Genomic DNA, 24,469 nt, shown 5'->3' with positions numbered 1-24,469 from the left:
GGCGGGAAGAGAAAAACCCCAAACGCGGTTTCGGCGTGCCCCACGGTGACGCCTTCGAGCACGGCCCCGCCCTGGATGGTCACCCTGTAGGGGCTGACCAGGCAGTCGTTGAGGACGTCCTGAACGGCCTCCGAGCCTGCCTTGTGGGCCTGGGGCAGCACCGCACGGGTCAGCCGCAGGCTGCGGAACTGGTTGAAGTGCAGCGGCATGGTCGTGCGCGCGGGCGGCACCTGCACATGGGCCACGCCTTCCTGGGGCACGAAAAAGCTCAAGCGCCCGCGCATCACCCGGCCGTTGAGTCCCTCGATCTCGCAAGGCTCGTACTCGGTCTGCGGTGCGGCGGGGGGATAGGCCACAAACGGCGGCATCGGCCAGCGAAACACCCCGTTGCCCGGACCCGACGCCTCCTCCCCGTCCTCGGCAACCGGATCCAGGGGCGCCAGGCTCAGGGTCGTGTCCTGAAATGGCAGGGGCGGAGAGAAGGTCAGATCGTTGTCAGGCATGTCGGTCCAGGTCACGCGGTCGCCACGGGTCAGCGTGGCACTCAGGCTCACACCATGCTATAAAAAAACGATCCAGATCGGCGCGAAAATAAGCAAATTTCCGCGCTCAGACTCAGAAATCCCGCAGTTTGAAGCTCAACTGCATCAGGGATGGCACCCGGCCATCCACATCGGCGGGCAAAACCTCGGTGCGGTCCAGCGCGCGCAGCACTGCCTCATCCCAGGCCGCCGCCCCCGACGAGGTCACCAGACGCCGCGACATGATGCGGCCATCGGGTGCGCAGCGCACCTCCACCACGGCCTGCGGATTGCCCGCCAGGCTCTCGGTGAACACGATATTGGGTTTGATGCGCGCGATGATGCGACCCGCATAACCCGCCGAGGGACCACTGGAGCGCGGCGCCGCACCCGGCCCGCCGCTGCCGCCACCCAGCGACGACATCATGCGCCGCAGATTGGCCTGACGCTGGGCCTCCAGCTCGGCCGCGCTCAGGCTGCGTCCCTTCGGATCGGTGACGGGAGAGGGCTTGACCGGCTTGTCCGCAAGCTTCGCCACCTGGTGCGACTTCTCCGGCTTCCGGACATCGGGCTTCTTGGGCTCGGGCTTTTTCACCAGGTCCGGCTTGGGCTCGGGCTTGGGCTCCGTCTTGCGGGGCTCGGCCTTCTTGGGGGGCGTCTTGGCAACGACCAGGTCGGGTGGCCGCTGAGGCTCCGGCTCAGGATCCAGCGCCTTGACCGGCGCGGGCGCCGGGCGCACGACAGGCTGCTCACGCGGTGTCGGAGGCGGGGGCGGAGGAGGCGCAGCGCCACCGGCCACGCGGGGAATCTCGGACCAGACCTCGGCCTCCACCGGAGCCGGATCGCTCATCTTCCAGTTCATGCTGAGCGCCAGGGCCAGCAGCAACAGGCCGTGCACGCCCAGCGCCAGCCACAGCGCCGGCCCGGTCCAGCGCTCGGCCTCACGCGGGCGCCCGCCCGGTGGCGCGCCGATGACCATGCCGGACGGTGTGCTCACGCCTCAGCCCCCCGTGGTGCGCACGGACAGGCCCACGCGGGCCACGCCCGCCTTCTGCAGCACGTCCATGATGTGCACGACTTCCTCGTAACGCACATCCTTGCGGGCGCTGATGATGACCGGCACGGCGGTCGGGCCGCCCTCGGCCTCGCCTTGCAGCGCTTTGACGCGCTCGGCCAGCTCGGCCACCGCCAGGGTGTCCTCATCGCGGCTGTTCACGCGCAGGCGCACGCGCTCGTCGTCCTGCACCACCACTTCGATGACCTTCTCGGGCGCCTGACGGGCCTTGCCCATGCTGGGCAGGTCGACCACGCCGGTGGGCATCAAGGGCGCACTGACCATGAAGATGATCAACAGCACCAGCATCACGTCGATGAAGGGCACCATGTTCATCTCGTTGCGGGTGCGACGGCGACGGCCGCCTCGGGCATTGAGCTCGGCCACGGTCAACGTCCCATCGTGCTGCGGCCAGCCTCGGCCACGCCCGGCGTCACTGGTGCGGCATTGCGCGCCAGGATGTTGGAGAACTCCTCGATGAAGGACTCCATCTGGATCGCCACGCGGTCGATGTCGCGGGCAAAGCGGTTGTAGGCGAGCACCGCCGGGATGGCGGCAAACAGGCCAATCGCGGTGGCCACCAGAGCTTCGGCAATGCCGGGCGCCACCGTGGCGAGCGACACCTGCTGCACATTGGACAGGCCCGTGAAGGCGTGCATGATCCCCCAGACCGTGCCGAACAGGCCGATGTAGGGAGAGACCGAGCCCACTGAGCCCAGGAAGTCCAGGCGCGCCTCGATGGCATCCATCTCACGCTGGAAGCTGGCCCGCATGGCGCGGCGCGCCCCGTCAAGCAGCGTGCCCACATCGGCCACCCGGCGCTCGCGCAGTTTCATGAACTCGCGCATGCCCGAGGCAAAGATGCGCTCCTGCGGGGAGCGGGGGCCATTCTTGTCGCGGCTGGCATCCTGGTAGAGCTCCTGCAGCGTGCGACCGGCCCAGAACTCGCGGTCGAACTCGTCATTGCCCTGACGCACGCGCTTGAGGCTGCTAACCTTGCTGAAAATCACGCTCCAGCTCGCCACCGACACCAGCAAGAGCAGCAGCATCACGACCTGCACCACCAGGCTGGCCTCCAGCACGAGGGTCAAGATGGACATGTCTTGGTTCATGAATCAACCTTTGGAAGCAGAAATGGGGGTGGGCAAGATGGCCAGGATGCGCGCCGGGATGCGACCCGGGCGGAAGCTGTCTTCGCTGGCGACGTCGTCGGCTGGCTCGCCACGGGGCGCCACCGGCTGCACCCAGCCAATGCGCACCATGCCCTGGGTCAAGAGGGTCTCGCCGCGCCAGACCTCCTGCGCGAAGGTCACGCTGGCACGGCCCACCTCGGTCACGGCCACGGTCACCGTCAGCTGGTCGTCCAGGCGGGCGGGCTTGAGGTAGCGCAGCTGCGTCTCGGCCACGATGAACATGCCCTCGCCTGCGCGGCGCATGGCCTCCTGGCCGAAGCCCAGGGTCGAGAGCCACTCGGTGCGGGCGCGCTCCATGAACTTGAGGTAGTTGCCGTAGAACACGATGCCGCCGGCATCTGTGTCCTCCCAGTACACGCGGACCGCGTGGCGGTGGTGGTAGCGACTGGGTTCAGTGGAGACGTCAGCGGGCACGGACGAGACAGGAGAAACGCTCATAGACACGCATTATCGCGCGTCACCTCTCGCCCTCACAGGAAGTCGGGCGCCTGAACGGCGTGGAGCGTCACCTGGGTCTCGCCATGGCGCTCGCGTGAGCGCAGCCACCACACCCCGCCTTTCTTGACCGACCAGGCCAGGTCGTACCCGGTCAGCAGCCGGGCGGCCAGCATGCCCAGCGTGGGCTGGTGCCCCACGATCAGCACCGCCTCCTTGGCGTGCGGCCAACGGGCTGCGGTCAACAGGTCGTCGACCGAGGCATGCGGGTCGATGGCCGCCACGGTCTTGAACGGACGCCCCAGCGCCTGCGCGGTCTGCTGGGTGCGCTGCGCCGGGCTCACCAACACCCGCGTCGATTCGGGCAGACGCTGATTGAGCCATGACGCCATGCGCTCGGCCTGACGCTCGCCCTTGCTGGTCAAACGCCGCGCCAGGTCGGCCTGGACGTCGATGCGCACCTCGATGGTGGCACCGGCTGCACGCTGGGCCAGCACCTGTTCATCGTCCAAAGGCAGGTCCTCAGCCTGCGCGTGTCGCCACAAGATCAGATCCATGACATCCCCCTCGCCACCATGTGGGCACCTTGGCCGCTCATCATGCCGCCCGCCTGCGTCGCTCAGATGACAGTCCCGTGCAAGGCCATCAGGGCCTGCTGGGCACTGTGCCCGGTCTGCGGCACGCGCTCGTAGTGGCCATCGCTGAACTGGATCCAGGCATCCTTGCCGTCCAGCAGATAGGGCACCAGGCACTCGTCGATCACACGCTGGCGCAAGGCCGGGTCACGCACCGGCCAGGCCACCTCGATGCGCCGCGTCATGTTGCGGTTCATCCAGTCGGCGCTCGACAGGTAGAGCACCTCATCGTGCTCGGCCTCGCCCCAGCGGAAGTACAGCACCCGCGTGTGCTCGAGCATGCGCCCCACCACCGAGCGCACCCGGATGTTCTCGGTCTGCCCGGGCAAGCCCGGCGGCAGGATGCAGGCACCCCGCACGATCAGGTCGATCTGGGCGCCCGCCTGGCCGGCCGCGATCAGGGCGCGTACCAGCGGCTCGTCGGTCAGCGAGTTCACCTTGACCACGATGCGCGCGGGCCCACCCGCACGGGCCGATTCGGCCACGCGCTCGATGCAACGCAGCATCTGGCTGTGCATGCTCGACGGCGCCAGCAAGAGCTGGCGGCTGGAGCGCATCTGGGTCAGGCTGGAAAGCTGCTGGAACACGCGGTCCACATCGGCCGTCAGGTCGGGCTGGCTGGTCAGGTAGCCCACGTCGGTGTACAGCCGCGCGGTCTTGGGGTTGTAGTTGCCGGTGGACAGGTGGGCGTAGCGACGCAGGCGCCCACCCTCGCGGCGCGTCACCAGCATCATCTTGCCGTGGGTCTTGAGGCCCACGATGCCGTACACCACCTGCGCGCCCAGCGCCTCCAGACGCTCGGCCCAGTTGATGTTGGCCTCTTCGTCAAAGCGGGCCTTCAGCTCCACCACGGCCAGCACTTCCTTGCCGCGGCGCACGGCCTCCAGCAACAGCTCCATCAGCACGGATTCGCTGCCCGTGCGGTAGATGGTCTGCTTGATGGCCAGCACGTCGGGGTCGTACACCGCCTCGCGCAGGAAGTGCACCACCGCATCAAACGACTCAAAAGGATGGTGCAGCAGGCAATCGTGGTGGCGCAGGTGCTCGAACATGCTGCCCCCACGCGGCAGGCTGTCGGGCCAACCGGGCTGGTAGGTTGGAAAGCGCAGCTCGTCGCCATCGGCCTGGTCGATCAGCTGTGTCAGGCGCACCAGGTTCACCGGGCCGTTGACCTGGAACAGGGCCTGATGGTTCAACCCGAACTGCTCGAGCAGGAGGTCGGACAGATCCTGATGACAGCTGCGCACCACCTCCAGGCGAATGGCCTGACCGAACTGGCGCGTGCTCATCTTCGAGCGCAAGGCCAGGCGAAGGTCGGTCACATCGTCTTCGTCCACATCCAGGTCGGAGTCCCGCGTGAGGCGGAACTGCGAAAACGCCTGGATCTCACGTCCCGGGAACAGCTCGTCGAGGTGCGCCCGGATCACGCTGGACAGCAGCACGAAGCCCTGCGTGCCCGGCTCCATCAGATGCGCCGGCAGCTTGATGACGCGTGGCAGCACGCGCGGGATGCGCACGATGGCGATGTCGTTGTCGCGTCCGAAGGCATCGCGGCCGCCCAGGCGCACGATGAAGTTCAGCGTCTTGTTGGCGACCTGCGGGAAAGGGTGGGACGGGTCCAGCCCGATCGGCACCAGCAGAGGCTGCACCTGCTTGCGGAAGAAGCCCGCCACCCACTCGCGCTGCTCGGCGTTGCGGTCTGCATGATTGAGGATGAGGATGCCAGCCTGGCGCAGGGCCGGCCCCACCTCGTCGTTGAGGATCTGATACTGCTCATCGACCAGTTGGTGAGACTGCCGCACCACCTCGGCGATGTACTGCCGGTCGATGTCGCCGGCACCGAGTCGCGCCGCCTCCAGCACGTCGGCATAGCGCACCTCAAAGAACTCGTCGAGGTTGGACGAGACGATGCAGATGTAGCGCAAGCGCTCCAGCAGCGGCACATCGCTGCGCTGGGCCTGCGCCAGCACCCGACGGTTGAACGCCAGGATGGCCTGCTCACGACTCAACAACTTCAAACGTGTGTTCTCTGACACCTGACGCCACCCTCTCATTCAACTCAAAGCGTGCGCACACCCCCGTCAGCCGAGCGATAGCGCATCCGCTTCAATCTTAGAACGATCCACATGTCAACTTGATGACAGAACGATGTCAGTGCGCTGCTTCCCAGTTCGGGCCTTCCCCCACCTCGGCCAGCAGCGGCACACGCAGCGACGCCACCGAAGCCATGAGGCGCGGCACCTCGGTCTTGACCCAGTCGCGCTCGGCCTCGGGCACCTGGAACACCAGTTCGTCGTGCACCTGCATGATCATCAGGGTCTGCTTGCCTTGGGCGTCGAGCGCGTCCTGCACGGCCACCATCGACAGCTTGATCAGGTCGGCCGCCGTGCCCTGCATGGGCGCGTTGATGGCGGCGCGCTCGGCCCCGGCACGGCTCGGGCCATTGGGACTGTTGATCTCGGGCAGCCACAGGCGACGACCGAATACCGTCTCGACATAGCCTTGCGCCTTGGCCTGGGCACGGGTCTCGTCCATGTAGCGCTTCACGCCGGGGTAGCGCATGAAATAGCGGTCGATGTAGGCGGTGGCGGCGCTGCGCTCGATGCCCAGGTTCGATGCCAGGCCAAAGGCGCTCATGCCGTAAATCAGGCCGAAGTTGATGACCTTGGCGTAGCGGCGCTGCTCGCTGCTGACCTCGTCCGGGCTCACGCCGAAGATCTCGCTGGCGGTAGCACGGTGCACGTCCAGGCCTTCCGCGAAAGCACGCAGCAAGTTCTCGTCTTGCGAGATGTGGGCCATGATGCGCAGCTCGATCTGCGAATAGTCGGCGCTGACGATGACATGGCCGGGCGGTGCGATGAAGGCCTCGCGGATGCGGCGACCTTCCGCCGTGCGCACGGGGATGTTCTGCAGGTTTGGCTCGTTGCTGGAAAGACGCCCGGTGACCGCCACGGCCTGCGCGTAGTTGGTGTGCACGCGGCCGGTGGCCGGGTTGATCATCAGGGGCAGCTTGTCCGTGTAGGTGGACTTGAGCTTGGCCATGCCACGGTACTCGAGGATGCGAGCGGGCAGCGGATAGTCCTCGGCCAGCTTCTCCAGCACCTCTTCATTGGTCGAGGGCGCGCCGGTGGCGGTCTTCTTGATGACAGGCAGCTTGAGCTGGTTGAACAGGATTTCGCCAATCTGCTTGGGTGAGCCCAGGTTGAAGGGCTGCCCCGCCAGCGCGTGCGCCTCCTGCTCCAGCGCCATGATGCGCTGCCCCAGTTCATGGCTTTGCTGTTGCAGCAGGGCTTTGTCGATCAGCACACCGTTGCGCTCGATGCGCTGCAGCACCCGCGAGGTGGGCAGCTCGAAACGCTCGTAGATATCACGCAAGGCCGGCTCGGCCTGCAGGCGGGGCCACAGCGTCTGGTGCACGTGCAGCGTCAGGTCGCTGTCTTCGCACGAATACTGCGCGGCCTTGTCCACGGCCACCTGGGCAAACGGGATCTGCTGGGCGCCCTTGCCCGCCACGTCTTCGTAGTTCAGACCGCTGCGGTGCACATGACGCTGCGCCAGATCGGCCAAGTTGTGCTTGCGATGCGCTTCGAGCACATAGCTTTCCAGCATCGTGTCGTGCGCATAGCCGCGCACCGTGATGCCGTGGTTGGCCAGCACATGGGTGTCGTACTTGATGTGCTGCCCCAGCTTGGGTCGGCTGGCGTCTTCCAGCCAGGGCTTCAGGCGGGCCAGCACCTCGTCGAGCGGCAACTGGGCCGGCACGTCCACGCCTTCGTGGCGCAGCGGGATGTAGCAGGCCTCGCCCACCTGGTCGCTGAAGGACAGGCCCACGATGCGCGCCTGCATGGCGTCCAGGGAATCGGTTTCGGTGTCGAAGGCCACCAGCTCGGCCGCCTGCAGACGCGCCAGCCAGCGGTCGAAGGTGTGCCAGTCCAGGACGGTGTCGTACTGCGCAGCGACCACGGTCACGGTCTCCGGCGATGCCTGTGCGTTGTCCCCCATGTCGCCCGATGCGCCCTGATCGAACAGATCGGCTGTGGCGCTCGGCTTGGCTTTCGGCCTGGCCGCCGGGGTCGATGCAGAGGCCGGGGCCGCGCCGCCACGCAGCTTGGCCGCCTCGGTGCGGAAGCCGAAGCGCGTGAAAAAGTCGAGCAAAGCTGCGTTGTCGGGCTCGCGCAAAGCCAGGGCCTCCAGCTCGGGCCACAGCGGCACGTGGGCACTCAGGTCGCAGTCTGTCTTGATGGTGATGAGGCGTCGCCCCTGGGGCAGCCAGTCCAGCGCCTTGCGCAGGTTCTCACCCGCCACGCCTTTGATTGAGACCGCAGCCGACATCACGCCGTCGAGCGAGCCGTGCTCGGTGATCCACTTCACGGCCGTCTTGGGCCCCACCTTTTCGACACCGGGCACGTTGTCCACGGCATCCCCGATCAGGGTCAGGTAGTCGATGATGAGGTGGGGCGGCACGCCGAACTTGGCAGCCACGCCCGCCATGTCCAGCTTCTCGTTAGTCATGGTGTTGACCAAGGTGACGTGCTCGGTCACCAATTGGGCCATGTCCTTGTCGCCGGTGGACACCACCACGCGGTGACCAGCCTCGGCACCGACCTTGGCGAGCGTGCCGATGGCGTCATCGGCCTCGATGCCGGGCACTTCGAGGATGGGCCAGCCCAGCAGACGCACCACTTCGTGGATGGGCTCGATCTGCGCCCGCAGGTCATCGGGCATGGGCGGACGGTGCCCCTTGTACTCGGGGTACCACTCGTCGCGGAAGGTCGGGCCCTTGGCGTCGAACACGCACACCGCGTGCTCGCAGGGCACTTCGTCGCGCAGGCGACGCAGCATGTTGACCATGCCGTGCATCGCGCCGGTGGGCTCGCCTTGCGGCCCGCGCAGGTCGGGCATGGCGTGGAAGGCGCGGTAGAGGTAGCTGGAGCCGTCGACCAGCAGCAGGGTCGGGCGGGCTTCGGCAGAGGCGTCGGCAGAAGAAGGAGACATATCCGGGGTGTTCATGCCCCGGATTGTGGGGCCTTCAGGCTGACGGGATCAGAATTCGGCGGAAGCACCCACCGAGAACAGGTAGAGGCTCTCCTTGCCGTCGATGATGTAGTCGAAACTCTGCAGCAGACGGATGTCGCGGGTGATGTTCATCGCCAGACCGACACCGACATAAGGAGCCTGACGGTAGTCACGCACAGTGCGCTCGGCGCCGCCCACCAGCACCTGATTGTCGTCCACGCGCTTGAAGGCCCAGCCCAAGCGGATCTGATTGACGAAGCCTTCGAGCAACTCCACTTCCCAATTGATGCCAGCTGTCAGGGCGCGCACGCTGCGACGCTCGTTTTGAACCGCGCCAATGACTTTGGTGTCATCCGCACGATTCATGCCACCAAAGACCATGTAGTTGATTTCGGCGGCCAGGCCCGGCGTCAGGCGTTTGCCACCGAAGACCTTGCCGCTCAGGCGTGCGCGGTCGCACGACACATCGCAATCCCACTGGGCAGCGCCAACGCCCAGGTTACCCCCGGCGTAGATGCCCCACTGACGAGCGGCCGGCTTCAGTTCATCCTGGGCCATGGCCGAACTGCCAAGCACCGACAAGGCGGCCACAGCCAGGGTGGACAGAGTGCGGGAGATCTTGCGCGATGTGATGCTGCTCATGATGCGGGACCGGTTCCTCAAGAGGGGGTGGATGGACGCCCCGAACGCCCAAGCGCGGGGATGTCTTCACAATGTTGAAAAGTCTGCCAGATCGACATGCGCAGACTTCTACAATCACGCTCTCCGACACCCCTTCAGCCTGGGGGTTTCGCGCAAACCTGACTGTCAGCTCTTCACCTGCGGCACGGGCTTTCCCCTAAACGCGGGTCCCAGGCGTGGCTTCATCCCTCTTTGCTCCATCTGTCTCATGGCCGTTTTCACCGAAGTCTCCCCACAGGAAGCAGCTGGCTTGCTGTCCACCCTGGGTCTGGGCGCCTTGCAGTCCCTGCAGGGCTGCGCCTCCGGCATCGAGAACACCAACTACTTCGCCAGCACCGATCAAGGCGACTATGTGCTGACGCTGTTCGAACGCCTGAGCTTCGAACAACTGCCCTTTTATCTGAACCTGATGCACCACCTGGCGCAGCGTGGCATTCCCGTGCCGGCCCCGCAGGCCAATGCGAAAGGTGAGATCCTGCACACGCTCAAGGGCAAGCCTGCTGCCGTCGTGACGCGCCTGAAGGGGCGCAACCAGCTCAGCCCCCAGGTGGCCGACTGTGCCCAGGTGGGCGCGATGCTGGCGCGCATGCACCGGGCCGGCACCGACTACCCTCATCAGCAACCCAATCTGCGCGGCCTGACCTGGTGGACGGAGACCATCCCCGTGGTCCGCCCGCACCTGAACGCCGAGCAGGCCGCGCTGATCGAATCCGAGCTGGCGTACCAGCAGGACCTGGCGCGCAGCGAGGCCTACCAAACGCTGCCACACGGCCCCATCCACGCCGACCTGTTCCGTGACAACGTGATGTTCGACGGTCCCACCCTGTCAGGCTTCTTCGACTTCTACTTTGCCGGCTGCGATACCTTCCTGTTCGACATCGCCGTGTGCCTGAACGACTGGTGCATTGACCTGGCCACCGGCGCGCTGGATGCGGCCCGCGCACAGGCCTTCGTGGCCGCCTACGACGCCGAGCGCCGCCTGACCGATGCAGAACTGGCCTTGCTGCCGGCCCTGCTGCGCGCCGCGGCACTGCGGTTCTGGACCTCGCGCCTGTGGGACTTCTACCTGCCGCGCGATGCCGCCATGCTGCAGCCGCACGACCCCACACACTTCGAGCGCGTGCTCACCCTGCGTCGTCAACAGCCCTGGTCCTACACCCGCCAGGCCGCCTCCGCATGAAGCTCCGCATCGTCAAGCCCTCGCAAGGCTATGTCTGGTTGAGGCAGGGGCTGCTGGTCAGCCGCCGCCAGCCTTTCCACTTTGTCGGCCTGCTCGGCCTGTGCCTGTCCTTCGCCCTGCTGTTGATCGGACTGCCGGTGGTGGGCCCCTTGCTGGTGGTGGGCTGCATGCCGCTGATGTGGCTGGGCTTCATGCTGGCCACGCGCAAGGTGCTGCAAGGCGAGCGCTTCACGCCTGCCATCCTGTTCGAAGCCTTCAAGGGCCCGCACAGCCCGCGCCGCATCCTGGCCCAGTTGGCCGGTGGCTATGTCATGGCCACCCTGTTGATCATGCAACTGGCGCAGTTGCTCGGCCCCGGCGCCGACGAGGTGGCGGCCGTGTTCGAAACGGCCGAGAGCGCTGCCGAACTGGTCAACCACCCCCTGATCCAGCAAGACATCCTGTGGCGCGTGCTCTTGACCCTGCCGGTTTCGCTGCTGTTCTGGCATGCGCCGGCCTTGATCCTGTGGGCCCGACTGCCGGTGAGCAAGGCGCTGTTCTTCAGCATCGTGGCGTGCTGGCGCAATCTGGGGGCGTTTGCCGTGTACGGGCTGTGCTGGTTCGGCGTGGTGCTGGCCCTCGGCCTGCTGGACCGTTTCCTGCTCAGCCAGCTGCCGATACCGATGCTGGGCAATGTGCTGGCCATCACAGCTGGCCTGTGGGTGGCGTCGGCGTTCTACGCCTCGCTGTACTTCACGGTGGTGGACTGCTTCGAGTCCCCAGCGGATGTCAGCCCCACGGACACCGATCCAAGGTCGCAGCCTGAGGCCTGAGGCGCGCCGCATGGCGGCGGCCCTGCTTCAGTCGGTCAGACGCGTGACGCCCTCGAGCTCGCAGGCATAGATCGCATTGCGCAAGGCGGCAATTGCCTCGTAGCGCGTGAAGCTGCGGCGCCAAGCCAGCACGACTCGGCGCGTCGGCGGCTCGCCCTCAAACGGCACATACACCACATGCGGATGGGGCTCGACCGGCACCGACAGGCGCGGCACCACGGTCACGCCCATGCCGGCGGCCACCATGTGCTTGATGGTTTCCAGTGAGGAGCCCTCGAAGCTCTTGCGGATGCCCTCAGTCGCGCTGGAAAAACGCGCGAACTCCGGGCACACCTCCAGCACATGGTCGCGGAAGCAGTGGCCAGCACCCAGCAAGAGCATGGTTTCGCGCTTGAGCTCTTCGGCACCAATGGAGGCACGCTGCGCCAGCGGGTGGCTGCGGGGCACGGCCACCAGAAAAGGCTCGTCGTACAGCGGCGCCACGGCCAGGTTGGTGTCCGGGAACGGCTCGGCCAAGATGGCACAGTCCAGCTCACCCGCGCGCAACATTTCCAGCAACTTGGCGGTAAAGTTCTCCTGCAGCATCAGCGGCATCTGCGGCACGCGGCTGATGGCCGAGCGCACCAGTTCCGGCAGCAGATAGGGCCCGATGGTGTAGATGACGCCCAGGCGCAGGGGGCCGGCCAGCGGGTCCTTGCCACGCTTGGCGATTTCCTTGATGGCCTGGGCCTGCTCCAGCACGGCCTGCGCCTGGCGCACGATTTCTTCACCCAAGGGCGTGACGGTGATCTCGGCGCTGCCACGCTCGAACAGCTTGACGTCGAGTTCGTCTTCCAGCTTTTTCACGGCCACCGACAAGGTGGGCTGGGAGACGAAGCAGGCTTCGGCCGCGCGCCCGAAATGGCGCTCGCGGGCGACGGCAACGATGTAGCGAAGTTCGGTCAGGGTCATGGTGGCCACATTGTGCGGCATCCGGGGTGCGGCGGCCACGCTTCGGGGCCTGCCAGCGTCACTGCAAAGCCCGGCGCCCTGCTTTCCCTCAGGCCTTCAGATACTCGGACTTGTGGCCCAGCCAGCGGCCGACATGGCGCTGAGCCGCACCCGGATGGTCGCGCAACAGCACCTCGGCCACCTGGCGGGCCCGCGCCACCAGCGCCTCGTCTTCGTGCAGATCGGCAAAACGCAGCATGGCCGCGCCCGACTGGCGCGCGCCCATGAACTCGCCCGGGCCACGGATTTCCAGATCGCGGCGCGCGATCTCGAAACCATCGGTGGTTTCGGCCATGGCCTTGAGGCGCTGCTTGCCGGAGTCAGACAGCGGCGAGGCGTACAGCAGCACGCACACGCTGGCCACGGCGCCACGCCCCACCCGCCCGCGCAACTGGTGCAGCTGACTCAAACCGAAACGCTCGGCGTGCTCGATCACCATCAGGCTGGCGTTGGGCACGTCCACCCCGACTTCGATCACGGTGGTGGCCACCAGCACCGACAGCTCGCCCGACGAAAACTTCGCCATCACCTCGGCCTTCTGGGCCGCCGGCAGGCGACCATGCAGCAGCCCCACCCCGCAGCCCGGCAAGGCTTCACTCAGATCCTGATGGGTCTGGGTGACGTTGCTCAGGTCCAGCGGTGGGCGCTTGTTGCTGTCGCGGCCGGCCACCTCGTCTGCCGCCTGGTCGCTGTCTTCGGTTTCGTCGATCAGCGGGCAGACCCAGTACACCTGGCTGCCCTTGGCCACCTCGTCGCGGATGCGCTCGATGACCTCTTCGCGCCGGCTGTCGGCGAAGACGCGGGTGACGATGGGCGTGCGGCCGGGCGGCAACTCGTCGATGGTGCTGACCTCCAGATCGGCCAGGTAGGTCATCGCCAGGGTGCGGGGGATGGGTGTGGCGCTCATCATCAGCAGGTGCGGCTCCAGCTCGCGGCTCTGCAGCTTGCTGCGCAACTGCAGGCGCTGGGCGACGCCGAAGCGGTGCTGCTCGTCGATCAGCGCCAGGCCCAGTTTCGCAAACTCGACCTGGTCCTGGATGACCGCGTGCGTACCGACCACGAGCTGCGCCTCGCCCGACGCGACAGCAGCCAGTTGCTCACGCTTGACCTTGACCTTGAGGCTGCCCGTGAGCCACGCCACCTTGATGCCCAGGGGCTCCAGCCAGTCGACCAGCTTGCGAAAGTGCTGCTCGGCCAGGATTTCGGTGGGCGCCATCAGGGCGCATTGCCAGCCAGCGTCCATGGCCACGGCAGCCGCCAGCGCCGCCACCACCGTCTTGCCGGAGCCCACATCGCCTTGCAGCAGGCGGTGCATCGGCACAGGGCGAGCGAGATCGGCCGCGATCTCGGCACAGACGCGCTGCTGCGCGCCCGTCAGCTGGAAAGGCAGGACCGCCAACAGGCGCTCGGGCAGCCCTTGGGCGTGGGCTTTCAACACAGGCGCCTTCAGGTGCGCACGCTCGGCGCGCGCCTGCATCTGCGAGACCTGTTGCGCCAGCAGTTCCTCAAATTTGAGGCGCTGCCAGGCCGGGTGGCTATGATCCTCCAGTGCCGTCAGCGAGGTGTCGGGGCTGGGGTGGTGCAGGAAATGCAGCGACTCGCGCAAGGACGGCAGGCGCGGCGGCAGCAAGGCCGGCGGGATCAGCTCGTCCAGCGGGGCCCGCGCCAGGCCCGCCGCCACCGCCTTGCGCAGGTAGGCCTGCGGCAGGCCGGCCGTGGTCGGGTAGACGGGGGTGAGCGCCTGCGCCAGCGGCGCGCCTTCCTGCACGATGCGCACCTGCGGGTGCACCATTTCCCGGCCGAAAAAGCCATTGCGCAACTCGCCACGCACCCGCAGGCGCACCCCGGCGCCCCAGCTCTTTTGCTGTGAGCCGTAGAAGTTCAAAAAGCGCAGCAGCACCTCGCCCGAACCGTCGTGCAGGCGCACGATGAGCTGGCGGCGCCCGCGGGCCTCGATGCGGTTGTCGCGCACCACGCCTTCCACTTGGACCGTTTCCCCGTCGCGCGCCTCGCGCAGCAGGGTCAGACGCGTCTCATCTTCGTAGCGCAGCGGCAGGTGCAGCGCCAGGTCGATGTCACGCGTCAGGCCCAGGCGCTCCATCGCTTTCTGCGGCGGCGAACGCTTGTCGGCAGCCGCAGGCTGCCCCGTGCGCGCCTTGCCACGTGCAGAAGATGTCGAAGAAGGGCCTGCTGCCTCGTGCGCCACGCTGAACTCGTTGAATGGATGAAAGCGATCGCCATTGTGCCCGCCCGCCAACCCCACCGCCCCCGCGTCTGAGCGTGCCCGCGCCCTGCCGGGTCACCCCAGGGCTGCGCAGATGAAGGACAATAGCGGGTTTCCTTGGCACGGGACCCGTCCGTCCCTCAATGGCATGACCGCTTCTGCTTCCGGCTACACCCTCAGCGATTTCGACTTCGAGCTGCCGCCCGAACTGATCGCCCAGCACCCCGCTGCCGAGCGCAGCGCCTCGCGCCTGCTCGATGGCCGGGGCGCCACACCGGTGGACCGCGTGTTCCGCGACCTGCCCTCGCTGCTGCAGCCTGGGGATCTGCTGGTCTTCAACAACACCCGCGTCATCAAGGCACGCCTATACGGCGCCAAGCAGTCCGGCGGCGCCGTCGAGGCCCTGGTTGAGCGCGTATTGCCCAACCACGAGGTACTGGCCCACATGCGCGCCAGCAAGTCGCCCAAGCCCGGCAGCATCGTGCGCTTTGCCGACGCCTTCGACGCCGAGGTGCTGGGCCGCGGCGGCCCCGATGGCGGCCTGTTTCACCTCAAACTCTCGGGCGACCCGTTCGAATTGCTCGAACAGCACGGCCACGTGCCCCTGCCCCCTTACATCACCCATGCCGACGAAGCCGACGATGTGCGGCGCTACCAGACGGTGTTCGCCAAGGCCCCCGGCGCGGTGGCGGCCCCCACGGCGGCCTTGCACTTTGATGACGCCGTGCTGGCGGCCCTGCGCGAGCGCGGGGTGCGCACCGCCGAAGTGACCCTGCACGTGGGCGCGGGCACCTTCCAACCGGTGCGCACCGACAACCTGGCCGAGCACAAGATGCACAGCGAGTGGTTCGAGGTGCCGGCCAGCACCGTCGCCGCCATCGAAGCCACCAAGGCTGCGGGCGGCCGTGTCATCTCGGTGGGCACCACCACCTTGCGCGCACTGGAGTCCGCCGCCCTGCACGCGCCTGCCGGCCAGATCCTGCAAGCGGGCAGCCGCGACACCGACATCTTCATCACCCCGGGCTTCCAGTTCAAGGTGGTAGACCTGCTGCTCACCAACTTCCACCTGCCCAAGAGCACGCTGATGATGCTGGTGAGCGCCCTGGCCGGCTACGAACACATCCGCTCGCTCTACCAGCACGCGATCGCGCAGGGCTACCGTTTCTTCAGCTATGGCGACGCCATGCTGATCGAGCGTCGCGCGCCATGAACACGCTGCTGCGCCTGGCCTGCTGGTGCCTGCTGTGGCTGGCAGGCACGGTCGCGGCCGCCCCCAAGCTGGTGATCGATGCCGTCACCCTCGCGCCGGGTGCATGCTCGGAACAGCGGCTGGGCCGGGGGGTGACGCTGCCCGATGACTGGCGACAACTCGGCATTCACCCTCCGGCGGTGTACTGCTACCGTGCGCAGCTGACGCTGCCGGCGGTGCCCGCCACCCCCTGGGCCTTGCGCGTCGATCGCCTGCCTGGCAACCACCGCATCACGGTCAACGGCGAGACCCTGTCCACGCGGCACATGGAAGGCGAGGCCATCACCAGCATGGCCCCCCTGCCCTATCTTACCGAGCTGCCCGTCAACGTCCTGCACGCCGGTCACAACGAGATTGCCATCGACGTGCGGATGAACCCCTTCCGCAAGCCCGGCATCGCCCCGCTCGAGCTGGGCGTGTTGAGCGAAATGCGCGATGACTTCGACCGCACCACGCTGTTGACCGTCGATCTGCCGCAGATGCTCAACATGAGCGTGGCCGGCATGGCCCTGTTCGTGCTGTTCGCCTGGCGAGCCCGTCCGCGTGACGTGATCTTTGCCTACTTCGGCTGGATGATGCTCATCATGTGCGGCCGCAACGGCCTGTACTTCATCGAGACCATCAGCTGGCCCACGCACGTCGTCGACTGGCTGTTTTTCTCGACGCACTCGGTGACGACCTACTTCCAGGTCATGTTCGGCCTGGCCTACTCCAACACGCGCATCAGGAGCCTGATCAACCCCTTGCGAATCGTCGGTTTCGGCGTGCCGCTGATGGGCCTGTTCGCGATGGGCACGCCCTACCTCGACGTGCTGCGCCTGATCGCCTACCCATTGATGATGGCCGGCGGCGTGCTGGTGGTCTACAAGATCCTGCAGACGGCATGGACCCGCCACTGGATGGAGGCCTCGGCCATGACCCTGGGTCCGCTGGGCACGCTGGTGAGCATGGCCCACGACTACCTGTTCCTGACACCCTACCTCGACGTCACCGACCTCTACTGGACACCCTACTTCGCGCCCATCATCTTCCTGGGCTTTGCCCTGACCTTGATGAGCAAGTTCATCGAAGCAATGAACCTGTCCGAGCGGATGAACATCACGCTCGAAGAGCGCGTGGCCGACCGAACCCGCGCCCTCGAGGTTGCCAACGAATCCAAGACCCGCTTCCTGGCTGCCGCCAGCCACGACCTGCGTCAACCCACCGCGGCCATCGGCCTGCTGGTGAGCCTGCTGCGCAAACAGGCCACCGAACCCGAAGTCAAGGAGCTGACCAACATGCTCGACGAGGCGGTCACCTCCATGGAGTCGCTGCTGGTGGGGCTGCTGGACATCTCCCGCCTGGATGCCGGCGCCGTCAAACCAGAGTTTCAGTCGGTGCGCATGCAGGACGTCTTCCAGGAAGTGAAGATCCACGAAGCCAGCGCGGCCGCCGCCAAGGGGCTGGACCTGCGCTTCCGCCTGCCCAAGAACAACGATGGCAAGCAGCTGATGGTCTTGACCGACCCCATGCTGCTGCACAGCGTGCTTCGCAACCTGGTGGCCAACGCCATCCGCTACACCGAGCGGGGCGGCGTGCTGGTGGCGGCCCGCCGGCGCGGCAAGCACCGCCTGCGCATCGAGGTCTGGGACACCGGCATCGGCATCGCCCCGGAGCAGCGCGAGCGCATCTTCGACGAGTTCTACCAGGTCGGCAACAGCGCCCGCGACCGTACCCGCGGCATCGGCCTGGGCCTGGCCATCGTGCGGCGCACGGCCTCCATCCTCGGTGAGCAGATCAGCGTGCGCTCGGTGCCCGGTAAAGGCTCGTGCTTTGCCATCGAACTGCCGCTCAACCTGGTCACGCCAGCCCAGACCCAGGTTCAGCCCGGCGTGGCCCACCCCCTGTCCGACCGCGTGATCTGGCTGGTGGAAGACGATGTGCTGTTGCGCCGCGCCCTGGGCGAGATGCTGCACAGCTGGGGCGCTCATGTGCGCACCTGGTCAGACGGCGAAGCGCTGCTCGACGAGCTGCCCCACCTGCTGACCCATGTCGACGCCGAGCAACTGCCCGACACCCTGATCACCGACTACCGCCTGCCCGGCATCGACGGCCTGCAACTGGCGCAACATGTGAGCCTGCAGCTGCGCGCCCAGGATCCACCGACCAAGCCCCTGCAGACCCTCATCATCTCGGGCGACACCAACCCCAATGAACTGGCCCGCTTCGACGAATCGGGCCTCACCGTGCTGGCCAAGCCCTTCCGCAGCGAACGCCTGCTGGAACACCTGAATGCCCGTCGCCCCGCGACCGCCCAGGCCTGAGGCCCGGTCGCACGACACCCCCACGAGACCCGTCCCCATGCTGAACTTTGAACTGCTCAAGACCGAAGGCGAAGCCCGCCGCGGCCGCCTCACGCTCAACCACGGCGTTGTCCAGACCCCCATCTTCATGCCAGTGGGCACCTATGGCACCGTCAAGGGCGTGATGCCCCGCTCGCTCGAAGAGATGGGCGCGCAGATCATCCTGGGCAACACCTTCCACCTGTGGATGCGCCCGGGCCTGGACATCATGAAGCAGTTTGGCGGCCTGCACAAATTCGAGTCCTGGAACAAGCCCATCCTCACGGACTCGGGCGGCTTCCAGGTCTGGTCGCTGGGAGAGATGCGCAAGATCAGCGAAGAAGGCGTGCGCTTTGCCTCGCCGGTCAACGGCGACAAGCTCTTCCTGACGCCCGAGATCAGCATGCAGATCCAGACCATCCTGAACTCGGACATCGTCATGCAGTTCGACGAGTGCACGCCCTACTGGAAGGGTGACAAATCGCTGGGCCACATCACCACCGAGAAGGAAGCCCGCGCGTCGATGGAGCTGAGCCTGCGCTGGGCCAAACGCTGTCAGACCGAGTTCGATCGGCTGGAGAACCCCAATGCCCTGTTCGGCATCGTGCAAGGTGGCATGTTCGAGCACCTGCGCGAAGAGTCGCTGGCCGCGCTGGCCGACATGAACCTGCCGGGCTACGCCATCGGGGGCGTCAGCGTCGGTGAACCCAAGGACGAGATGCTGCGGGTGATGAGCCACATCAGCCCCAAGCTGCCCGCGAACAAGCCGCGCTACCTGATGGGCGTGGGCACACCCGAAGACCTGGTGGCTGGCGTGGCCACAGGCGTGGACATGTTCGACTGCGTGATGCCCACCCGCAATGCGCGCAACGGCCACCTGTTCACCCGCTTTGGCGACCTGCGCCTGCGCAACAGCCGCAACAAGGCCGATGAACGCCCGGTGGACGAGACCTGCAGCTGCTACACCTGCCAGAACTTCAGCCGAGCCTACCTGCACCACCTCGACCGTTGCGGCGAGATGCTGGGCCCCATGCTGACCACCATCCACAACCTGCACTACTACCTGAATCTGATGCAGGAAGTGCGCGATGCGCTGGACGCCGGCCGCTTTGCCGCCTTCCAGCAGCAGTTCGCCGCCGATCGCGCGCGCGGCGTCTGATCCGGTGGCCGTCCGGGCTCAGGCCCGGGCTACGCTCACCAGAACTGCCAGTTGCCCATCACCACCACCCAGGCGCCCAGGATGCCGTTGGTCACGGCGTGCGCCAGGATCGGTGCCCACAGCGTGCGGGTGTAGCGGTACAGCCAGGCGTAGGCCATGCCAGCCACCAGCGCGGCCAGCCACTGGCTGTGCGCCAGCATGAACACCAGCGAGGACAGCAGCATGGCCCGCAGCGTCACCGCGCCCGGGTCTTGTGTCTCGAAATCGGGTTTGTCCACCCAGCGCATCAGGTAGGAGCGCCAGAACAGCTCCTCCATCACCGGCACCAGCATCGCAGCGCCAATCCAGCGCACGATCACCAAGCCCCACAGCAACTGGCCCTCGTCGTCCACCGGCCGAAAGCTGGCACTGGGCTCACCCAGCAGCATCCAGGGCTCGGTCAGCCACACCCACAGCACGAACACCACCACGCCCACCGCCATCGCCAGCAAGGCGTGCCAGAACGACAGGCCCGAGCCACGCCCCAGCTCGCCGTAACGGCGCCAGAAGTACACCAGGCTGCCACCGACCACCAGCACCGAGACGCCATAGAGCCAGCGCGGGTCCAGCCAGCCACCTTCGCCAGCCGGCCACTGCGCGCGCAAGGCCAGCAAGGCCATGAACAGGGCAAAGGGAATGACGCGCGCCCAAGCGGCAGGGGAAAGCAAGGATTTCATCGGGTCCAGCGGAGCAATGGAGTGCGGCGATTCTGCCACCCCACCCCGATCTCACTCAGGGCTGGGCTCATCGAGCAGGCCCTGCACCCGCACTTGAAGGGCCTCGGGCGTGACCGCCTCAGGCGCCATGGGCTCGCCCACCACCAGGCCAATGCGGTTGAACAGTCCGCGGCGCAGCGGACGCGCCATCGCCGCACCCTCAATGCGAGAGAAGCTCGAACCCCACAGGTTGTGCAGCGCCGCCGGGATCACCGGCACCGGGTCCGAGGCCAGGATCTTCATGATGCCGGCCTTGAAGGGCTGCATGCGCCCATCCTTGGTGATCGCCCCTTCCGGGAACAGGCACAGCAGATCTCCGTCGCGCAAGACCTGCCTCGCGCGCTCGAACGCCTGCTCATAGGCCTGCGGGTCTTCTTTTTGTGGCGCAATCGGGATGGCCTTGACGGCCCGGAAAAACCAGCCTATGCCCGGCGTCTTGAAGATGCGGTGGTCCATCAGGAACACCATCGGGCGCGGGCTGCAGACGCCCAGGATCACGGCATCGACAAAGCTGACGTGGTTGCACACCAGGATGGCCGCGCCATCGGTGGGCAGGTGTTCGTCACCGCGTACCTTGAGTCGGTACACCACCCGCGTCACCACCAGCATCACCAGGCGCACGATGTACTCGGGCATCAGCCAGAACACATAGCCCACCACCAGGATGTTGAGCAAGGCGGTGGCACCGAACACCTGCGGGATGCTAAAACCGGCGCCCAGCATCGCCCCGGCCAGCAGGCTGCTGACGATCATGAACAGTGCGTTGAGGATGTTGTTGGCGGCGATGATGCGCGCGCGGTGGCTGGGCTGGGCGCGCAGCTGGATCAGCGCGTACATCGGCACACTGTAGAGTCCAGCGCTGAAAGCCAGCAGCGCCAGATCGGCCATGACGCGCCAGTGGGCCGGATGTGCCACAAACTCGCCCACCGTCAGCAAGACGCCGGCAGCGGGCGGCACCACCGCCTGCGACGCCAGGTACAGATCGAAGGCAAACACCGTCATGCCTAAAGCGCCAATGGGCACCAGGCCGATTTCGACATGGCGGTGCGAGAAGGTTTCGCACAGCAGCGAGCCCACCGCAATACCGACCGAGAACACCACCAGCAGCAGCGAGGCCACCTGCTCATTGCCCCCCAGCACATCGCGCGCGAAAGACGGGAACTGTGCCAAGAACACCGCGCCGAAGAACCACATCCACGAGATGCCCAGCAGGGAGCGGAACACGCTGGGGTACTGGCGGGCCAGTTGCAGGTTGCGCCAGGTTTCGCTAAAGGGGTTCCAGTTCAGCTTCAAGCCCGGATCGGAGGCAGGCGAGACCGGGATGCGCGCCGAAGTCAGCCAGCCCAGCACAGCCACGCCCAGACAGGCAGCGGCCACCCAATGGGCGCCGGTCTGCGGGATGCTCATCAACAGGCCCCCGCCCACATTGCCCAGCAAGATGGCGACAAATGTGCCCATCTCGACCAGCCCATTGCCCCCGGTGAGTTCGCGCTCACTGAGGTGCTGCGGCAGGTAGGCGTATTTCACCGGCCCGAAGAAGGTGGAGTGCAGGCCCATCAACAGCACGCAGACCAGCAGCAGCGGCACCACCTGGAACCAGAAGCCCAGTCCGGCCAGGGCCATGATGCCGATCTCCAGCAATTTGACCGCTCGCATGATGCGTGCCTTGTCGTACTTGTCGGCCCACTGCCCGGCCGTGGCCGACAGCAGCACAAAGGGCAAAATGAACAACGCCCCGATCACCAGCCCGGCCATCTGCGGTGGCAGCCAGCTCACCTGCAACTGGTAGGTCACCAGCACGGTCAAGGCAAACTTGAAGAGGTTGTCGTTGGCGGCCCCCAGAAACTGGGTGAAAAAGAAGGGCGCAAACCGGCCCTGCTTCAACAAGGCAAACTGCCCCTCGTGGGCTGCCGGTACTTCTTTCACGGTGTCCATCCTCTGTGTTTGTTTCGTGCACTGTACAAGGCCAGCGTCATGACCCCTGATCCCACCCTGCGCCTCTTCCTGGCCCTGTGGCCCGATGACGACACCCGTGCCGTCCTGCTCGCCTGGCAGCAGGCTCAGAGCTGGCCCGCCGGCGCCCGCCTCACCCGTGCAAACGATCTGCATCTGACCCTGCATTTCCTTGGTCAAGTGCCGAAGGCGCTGCTGCCTGCTCTGAAGCAAGCCCTACCAGCGGCAGGCTCGCCTGTGATCCTGACCCTGGACCACCTGGACGTGTGGCCCAACGGTGTGGCCGTGCTGCGGCCCGAAGCCACTCCCCCGACCCTGCTTGATCTGCACGCGCACCTGGGCGACGCGCTCAAGCAACTCGGCCTGCCGCTGGAATCCAGGCCGTATCAGCCTCACATCACGCTGGCGCGCCGTGCGCGGGGCCTGGTCCCCAAAGCGGCGCTGCCACTGCGCTGGACGGCGCAGCGCTACGCGCTCGTTCTCTCCGATCACGGCTACCACCCACTCCAGCACTACGGCTGACACAGGGGCAGACATCGGCTCGCAGGTCAGGGCTGAAGTCGGGACAGCACCGCCTCGGTGTCTTCGCCCAGCTTGGGCGCGCGGCGGGTGATGGCGCCCGGCGTGCGCGAGAGCTTGGGCACGATGCCCGGCACCTGCACGGTCAGGCCATCCGGGGTGGTCACCGGCAGGATCATCTCGCGCGCCTGGAAATGCGGATCGGCCGCGATGTCGGCGGCAGTGTAGATGCGCCCGACCGGCACGCTGGCCGCATTGAGCACCGCCAGCACCTGCTCGACACGACGCGCCTGGGTCCACAAGCCAATGGCGGCGTCGATCTCGGCCACGCGCACCACCCTGCCAGGGTTGCTTGCCAGTTGCGGATCGGTGGCCAGGTCGTCGCGCCCGATGGCGATCATCAGCCGCTTGAAGATCGAATCCCCATTGCCGCCGATGACCACCATGCCATCGACACAAGGGTAGGCGTTGCTTGGCGCGATGCCCGGCAAAGCCGAACCAGCCGGCTGGCGCACGGCCCCGAAGGCGCTGTACTCGGGCAAGAGGCTTTCCATGCAGTTGAACACCGACTCGTACAAGGCCACGTCCACCACCTGGCCCAGGCCCTTGGGCGCGTCGCGGCTGATGCTGGCCTGACGGGCCTGCAAGGCCAGGAGCACACCGATGACGCCATGCAGGGCCGCCAGCGTGTCCCCCAGACTCACGCCCGCGCGCACCGGCGCACGGCCGGGCTCGCCATTGAGGTAGCGCATGCCGCCCATGGCTTCGGCCACCACGGCAAAGCCCGGCCGATCCCGGTAAGGGCCGGTCTGCCCGTAGCCGCTGACGCGCAGCATGATCAGGCCCGGGTTGCTGCGGCTGAGCACCTCGTAGCCCATGCCCCATTTCTCGAGGGTGCCAGGCTTGAAGTTCTCGATGAGCACGTCGGCCTCGTCGATGAGGCGGCGCACCGTGTCGCGGCCGGCCTCGGTGCGCAGGTCCAGCACCACGCTCTGCTTGTTGCGGCTTTGCACCTGCCACCACACGCTGGTGCCGTTGTGCAGCATGCGCCATTGGCGCAAGGGGTCGCCCCCTGCCCCCCCCTCGGTGGCCGGCGGCTCGACCTTGATGACCTCGGCCCCGAAATCGGCCAGGGTCTTGCCGGCAAAGGGGCCAGCGATCAACTGGCCCAGTTCGATGACCTTCAGACCAGCCAGGGCCTGGGGCGGGATCTGAGGGGCACCCTCAGTCGACAAAGAGGAAGAAACGGGCGTGCTCATGGCCTTGATGTTAACCGTGTGTACCGCCTCAGAAACGACACAGGCCCCGTGCAGGGGCCTGGTCCAGGATCAGGGGGCGCGCTCAGGGCTGGGCCGGATCCGTCACGAAGCCGATCTTGCTCAAGCCGGCTTTCGAGGCATCGGCCAGAGTCTCCGCCACGGCGCCGTAGGGCACGGTCTTGTCAGCACGCAGATGGATCTCCGGCTGGGTGCTCTTCTGGCCCTCGGTCATGAAGCGTGCAGCCGCTTCTTCACGGCTGAGCGCCGCACCGTTCCAGTAGCGGATGCCGTTGGCGTCGATCGAAAAGTCGATCTTCTCGGCCTTGGCCGACATCACCTGGGCGCTGGCCTTGGGCAGGTCCATCTTCACGGAATGGCTCAGCAAGGGGGCCGTCACGATGAAGATCACCAGCAGCACCAACATCACGTCGATGAGCGGCACCATGTTGATCTCGGAGACCGGGGCGCTGCTGCTCTTGCTGTCAAAACTGGCGAAGGCCATGGCTCACTCCT

20 protein-coding genes are annotated in these 24,469 nt (G+C 66.6%); 6 read left to right on the top strand and 14 right to left on the bottom strand.

Annotated elements, in window-relative coordinates; translation table 11 throughout:
• Nucleotides 1-615: 615 nt before the first annotated feature.
• The 8 genes from RBT42_RS10825 to RBT42_RS10790 form a co-directional block, all read right to left on the bottom strand.
• On the bottom strand, nucleotides 616-1,518 hold the full coding sequence (locus tag RBT42_RS10825) for a TonB family protein (protein WP_320364973.1): 903 nt from the start codon (nucleotides 1,516-1,518) through the stop codon (nucleotides 616-618).
• A gap of 3 nt (nucleotides 1,519-1,521) precedes the next feature.
• Nucleotides 1,522-1,962 carry a biopolymer transporter ExbD gene (locus RBT42_RS10820; protein WP_320364971.1) on the bottom strand — a complete coding sequence of 147 codons (441 nt, stop codon included), beginning with the start codon at nucleotides 1,960-1,962 and terminating at the stop codon, nucleotides 1,522-1,524.
• Between the two features lie 2 nt (nucleotides 1,963-1,964).
• Nucleotides 1,965-2,687: a protein TolQ gene (gene tolQ / locus RBT42_RS10815; protein ID WP_320364969.1), complete on the bottom strand. Its 723-nt coding sequence runs from the start codon at nucleotides 2,685-2,687 to the stop codon at nucleotides 1,965-1,967.
• Between the two features lie 3 nt (nucleotides 2,688-2,690).
• Nucleotides 2,691-3,206 carry a tol-pal system-associated acyl-CoA thioesterase gene (ybgC, locus tag RBT42_RS10810; RefSeq protein WP_320364967.1) on the bottom strand — a complete coding sequence of 172 codons (516 nt, stop codon included), beginning with the start codon at nucleotides 3,204-3,206 and terminating at the stop codon, nucleotides 2,691-2,693.
• 32 nt (nucleotides 3,207-3,238) lie between these two features.
• Nucleotides 3,239-3,760, bottom strand: a complete 522-nt coding sequence (locus RBT42_RS10805) for a SixA phosphatase family protein (RefSeq protein ID WP_320364965.1) — start codon at nucleotides 3,758-3,760, stop codon at nucleotides 3,239-3,241.
• Between the two features lie 62 nt (nucleotides 3,761-3,822).
• Nucleotides 3,823-5,892, bottom strand: coding sequence for a polyphosphate kinase 1 (gene ppk1 / locus RBT42_RS10800; protein ID WP_320364963.1), 2,070 nt, complete (start codon nucleotides 5,890-5,892; stop codon nucleotides 3,823-3,825).
• 97 nt (nucleotides 5,893-5,989) lie between these two features.
• The gene (gene polA / locus RBT42_RS10795) at nucleotides 5,990-8,848 is read right to left on the bottom strand and encodes a DNA polymerase I (RefSeq protein WP_320364961.1); all 2,859 of its coding nucleotides are present in this window, start codon (nucleotides 8,846-8,848) and stop codon (nucleotides 5,990-5,992) included.
• 33 nt (nucleotides 8,849-8,881) lie between these two features.
• Nucleotides 8,882-9,496: an outer membrane beta-barrel protein gene (locus RBT42_RS10790; protein WP_320364959.1), complete on the bottom strand. Its 615-nt coding sequence runs from the start codon at nucleotides 9,494-9,496 to the stop codon at nucleotides 8,882-8,884.
• A gap of 247 nt (nucleotides 9,497-9,743) precedes the next feature.
• Between RBT42_RS10790 and RBT42_RS10785 the strand changes: the two genes are divergently transcribed.
• Together RBT42_RS10785 and RBT42_RS10780 are read left to right on the top strand one after the other, a co-directional pair.
• A complete protein-coding gene (locus RBT42_RS10785; RefSeq protein WP_320364957.1) occupies nucleotides 9,744-10,715 on the top strand; it encodes a homoserine kinase in 972 nt (323 codons plus the stop codon).
• Nucleotides 10,712-11,527, top strand: a complete 816-nt coding sequence (locus tag RBT42_RS10780; RefSeq protein WP_320364955.1) for a BPSS1780 family membrane protein — start codon at nucleotides 10,712-10,714, stop codon at nucleotides 11,525-11,527. The genes RBT42_RS10785 and RBT42_RS10780 overlap by 4 nt, the downstream gene beginning before the upstream one ends.
• A gap of 27 nt (nucleotides 11,528-11,554) precedes the next feature.
• Here the strand turns inward: RBT42_RS10780 and RBT42_RS10775 are convergent, their stop codons facing one another.
• Nucleotides 11,555-12,478 carry a LysR substrate-binding domain-containing protein gene (locus RBT42_RS10775; RefSeq protein ID WP_320364954.1) on the bottom strand — a complete coding sequence of 308 codons (924 nt, stop codon included), beginning with the start codon at nucleotides 12,476-12,478 and terminating at the stop codon, nucleotides 11,555-11,557.
• Nucleotides 12,479-12,566: 88 nt separating this feature from the next.
• Nucleotides 12,567-14,618 (bottom strand): ATP-dependent DNA helicase RecG, encoded by a 2,052-nt coding sequence (gene recG / locus RBT42_RS10770; protein ID WP_413785886.1) that lies wholly within the window; start codon nucleotides 14,616-14,618, stop codon nucleotides 12,567-12,569.
• Between the two features lie 271 nt (nucleotides 14,619-14,889).
• On the opposite strand from recG, the gene queA reads away from it, so the two are divergent.
• From queA to tgt, 3 genes are read left to right on the top strand one after another with little or no spacing between them, the layout of a single operon-like run.
• Nucleotides 14,890-15,951 carry a tRNA preQ1(34) S-adenosylmethionine ribosyltransferase-isomerase QueA gene (gene queA / locus RBT42_RS10765; RefSeq protein ID WP_320364951.1) on the top strand — a complete coding sequence of 354 codons (1,062 nt, stop codon included), beginning with the start codon at nucleotides 14,890-14,892 and terminating at the stop codon, nucleotides 15,949-15,951.
• Complete coding sequence (locus RBT42_RS10760; protein WP_320364949.1) at nucleotides 15,948-18,293, top strand: hybrid sensor histidine kinase/response regulator; 2,346 nt, start codon at nucleotides 15,948-15,950, stop codon at nucleotides 18,291-18,293. Before queA ends, RBT42_RS10760 begins: the two co-directional genes overlap by 4 nt.
• Nucleotides 18,294-18,330: 37 nt before the next feature.
• The gene (gene tgt, locus RBT42_RS10755; protein WP_320364947.1) at nucleotides 18,331-19,470 is read left to right on the top strand and encodes a tRNA guanosine(34) transglycosylase Tgt; all 1,140 of its coding nucleotides are present in this window, start codon (nucleotides 18,331-18,333) and stop codon (nucleotides 19,468-19,470) included.
• Between the two features lie 35 nt (nucleotides 19,471-19,505).
• Here the strand turns inward: tgt and RBT42_RS10750 are convergent, their stop codons facing one another.
• The gene (locus RBT42_RS10750; RefSeq protein WP_320364945.1) at nucleotides 19,506-20,186 is read right to left on the bottom strand and encodes a CAAX prenyl protease-related protein; all 681 of its coding nucleotides are present in this window, start codon (nucleotides 20,184-20,186) and stop codon (nucleotides 19,506-19,508) included.
• 51 nt (nucleotides 20,187-20,237) lie between these two features.
• Complete coding sequence (locus tag RBT42_RS10745) at nucleotides 20,238-22,160, bottom strand: MFS transporter (protein ID WP_320364943.1); 1,923 nt, start codon at nucleotides 22,158-22,160, stop codon at nucleotides 20,238-20,240.
• A gap of 39 nt (nucleotides 22,161-22,199) precedes the next feature.
• On the opposite strand from RBT42_RS10745, the gene thpR reads away from it, so the two are divergent.
• Complete coding sequence (thpR, locus tag RBT42_RS10740; RefSeq protein WP_320364941.1) at nucleotides 22,200-22,700, top strand: RNA 2',3'-cyclic phosphodiesterase; 501 nt, start codon at nucleotides 22,200-22,202, stop codon at nucleotides 22,698-22,700.
• A gap of 26 nt (nucleotides 22,701-22,726) precedes the next feature.
• Here the strand turns inward: thpR and RBT42_RS10735 are convergent, their stop codons facing one another.
• Nucleotides 22,727-23,956 (bottom strand): CoA transferase, encoded by a 1,230-nt coding sequence (locus RBT42_RS10735; RefSeq protein ID WP_320364939.1) that lies wholly within the window; start codon nucleotides 23,954-23,956, stop codon nucleotides 22,727-22,729.
• A gap of 82 nt (nucleotides 23,957-24,038) precedes the next feature.
• Entirely contained in the window at nucleotides 24,039-24,458 is a 420-nt protein-coding gene (locus RBT42_RS10730) for a biopolymer transporter ExbD (protein WP_320364938.1), read from the bottom strand.
• Between the last annotated feature and the right edge of the window lie 11 nt (nucleotides 24,459-24,469).

Source organism: Aquabacterium sp., assembly GCF_034003525.1.
In the GTDB taxonomy this organism is placed as follows: Bacteria; Pseudomonadota; Gammaproteobacteria; order Burkholderiales; family Burkholderiaceae_C; genus Aquabacterium.
This window is presented reverse-complemented; position numbering and strand designations above follow the sequence as displayed.

What these genes read in the sequence shown, in the direction of transcription:
- tolQ (WP_320364969.1), bottom strand. Translation starts at nt 2,687, where the DNA reads ATGAACCAAGACATGTCCATCTTGACCCTCGTGCTGGAGGCCAGCCTG.
- ybgC (WP_320364967.1), bottom strand. Translation starts at nt 3,206, where the DNA reads ATGAGCGTTTCTCCTGTCTCGTCCGTGCCCGCTGACGTCTCCACTGAA.
- RBT42_RS10805 (WP_320364965.1), bottom strand. Translation starts at nt 3,760, where the DNA reads ATGGATCTGATCTTGTGGCGACACGCGCAGGCTGAGGACCTGCCTTTG.
- ppk1 (WP_320364963.1), bottom strand. Translation starts at nt 5,892, where the DNA reads ATGAGAGGGTGGCGTCAGGTGTCAGAGAACACACGTTTGAAGTTGTTG.
- polA (WP_320364961.1), bottom strand. Translation starts at nt 8,848, where the DNA reads ATGAACACCCCGGATATGTCTCCTTCTTCTGCCGACGCCTCTGCCGAA.
- RBT42_RS10790 (WP_320364959.1), bottom strand. Translation starts at nt 9,496, where the DNA reads ATGAGCAGCATCACATCGCGCAAGATCTCCCGCACTCTGTCCACCCTG.
- RBT42_RS10785 (WP_320364957.1), top strand. Translation starts at nt 9,744, where the DNA reads ATGGCCGTTTTCACCGAAGTCTCCCCACAGGAAGCAGCTGGCTTGCTG.
- RBT42_RS10780 (WP_320364955.1), top strand. Translation starts at nt 10,712, where the DNA reads ATGAAGCTCCGCATCGTCAAGCCCTCGCAAGGCTATGTCTGGTTGAGG.
- RBT42_RS10775 (WP_320364954.1), bottom strand. Translation starts at nt 12,478, where the DNA reads ATGACCCTGACCGAACTTCGCTACATCGTTGCCGTCGCCCGCGAGCGC.
- recG (WP_413785886.1), bottom strand. Translation starts at nt 14,618, where the DNA reads ATGGAGCGCCTGGGCCTGACGCGTGACATCGACCTGGCGCTGCACCTG.
- queA (WP_320364951.1), top strand. Translation starts at nt 14,890, where the DNA reads ATGACCGCTTCTGCTTCCGGCTACACCCTCAGCGATTTCGACTTCGAG.
- RBT42_RS10760 (WP_320364949.1), top strand. Translation starts at nt 15,948, where the DNA reads ATGAACACGCTGCTGCGCCTGGCCTGCTGGTGCCTGCTGTGGCTGGCA.
- tgt (WP_320364947.1), top strand. Translation starts at nt 18,331, where the DNA reads ATGCTGAACTTTGAACTGCTCAAGACCGAAGGCGAAGCCCGCCGCGGC.
- RBT42_RS10750 (WP_320364945.1), bottom strand. Translation starts at nt 20,186, where the DNA reads ATGAAATCCTTGCTTTCCCCTGCCGCTTGGGCGCGCGTCATTCCCTTT.
- RBT42_RS10745 (WP_320364943.1), bottom strand. Translation starts at nt 22,160, where the DNA reads ATGGACACCGTGAAAGAAGTACCGGCAGCCCACGAGGGGCAGTTTGCC.
- thpR (WP_320364941.1), top strand. Translation starts at nt 22,200, where the DNA reads ATGACCCCTGATCCCACCCTGCGCCTCTTCCTGGCCCTGTGGCCCGAT.
- RBT42_RS10735 (WP_320364939.1), bottom strand. Translation starts at nt 23,956, where the DNA reads ATGAGCACGCCCGTTTCTTCCTCTTTGTCGACTGAGGGTGCCCCTCAG.
- RBT42_RS10730 (WP_320364938.1), bottom strand. Translation starts at nt 24,458, where the DNA reads ATGGCCTTCGCCAGTTTTGACAGCAAGAGCAGCAGCGCCCCGGTCTCC.